Genomic DNA, 1,130 nt, shown 5'->3' with positions numbered 1-1,130 from the left:
CAGGGTTATCGCATATAAGCAAAGAGTTCGAAGAAGAACTCTTTGCTCCAAAGCGCGAGGTTCATTTTTCTCGATACGGAGCGCTTATCCGGGTGAGCCTTGAGAATATCTAGCGCCATTCGGCGGATAAACGACAGATTTTGTGGCGCATGATTCTTGCGCGAGCGGGCGTCGTCTTCAGAAAACGCCACATCCAGCGTCCAATGCAGATTGTTCTCGACGCTCCAATGCCCTCGCACGACCTCTATCAACCTGCGCGGCTCCAGGCGTTTCGACAAGGCGACATAATGAACCGCCGTCGTCGCCGCCTCGCCGGTCTTGCGGCGTTCGTTCTCGATGCGGCCGAAAGCGACGAGGCCGGGGAAATTCGCGTCCTTGCCGGTCGGCGCGACGTCGCCGCGACGCCGCTCGGAGCGATCATGGCCTTTGGAGCTCGTCTCGGCGAAGGCTCCGCCGCCGCGCGCGTCGGCCGCTTCGAACGTCGCAACGGCGAGCTTGTGCAGCGGGCCGTTGTTCGCCTTCAGCTTCAGCGCATAGTGTCCGCCACGCGCGCGCACCGCCTCGGCCATTTTCGGATGGCAATGCAGAGCGTCGGCGGTGACGACGCAGCCCTTCAGATCGAGGCTTTTCAACGCCTCCAGCGTCGCCTTGACCTCGTTGCCGTCGGCGCTGGCGCGCGCGGCGATGGAAAGCCGCGTCTCGGCGTCGAAGACGCCGATCATCAAGGGCGGCATGAAGGCGCGGCCGCGTTCATAGCCGCGCCGCAGCCTCTTGCCGTCGATGGCGATGACGCCCTTGGCCGCACCGAGCCCAAGCGCCTCGCGCAGGGTTTTGGCGAAGGCCGTGAAAGCATCGGCCAGCTCCTCCGGGTCGAGCAGCCGGAACAGGCGCGAGAAGCTGTCGTGCGAGGGCGCGCCATGCGGCAGATCGATGATCTCGGCGAGATCGCGTTCATTGGCGGCGGCAAAATCGGCGATATCGACGCAATTCTTGGCCCCGCACAGCGTCGCCATCAGGGCGACAAACAGCATAGACGCGCAATCGTGCCGGGCGTTGATGTCGCGAGGATCGTGAACTTGGCGGAAAATCGAGATGAGAGCCTGCATGGGAGCCTCCCCGAATCGAGAAGC

Annotated in this window: 1 protein-coding gene; it reads right to left on the bottom strand. The window is 63.2% G+C overall.

Annotation, left to right across the window (positions count from 1 at the left end; genetic code table 11):
• Positions 1–5: 5 nt before the first annotated feature.
• Positions 6–1,106: an ISAs1 family transposase gene (locus F1193_RS16870; RefSeq protein WP_150098949.1), complete on the bottom strand. Its 1,101-nt coding sequence runs from the start codon at positions 1,104–1,106 to the stop codon at positions 6–8.
• Positions 1,107–1,130 lie beyond the last annotated feature (24 nt).

Origin of the sequence: Blastochloris sulfoviridis (assembly GCF_008630065.1) — a bacterium.
Taxonomy (GTDB): Bacteria; Pseudomonadota; Alphaproteobacteria; order Rhizobiales; family Xanthobacteraceae; genus Blastochloris; species Blastochloris sulfoviridis.
The sequence above is the reverse complement of the archived record's forward strand: the minus strand, read 5'-3'. Positions and strand labels throughout refer to the sequence as shown.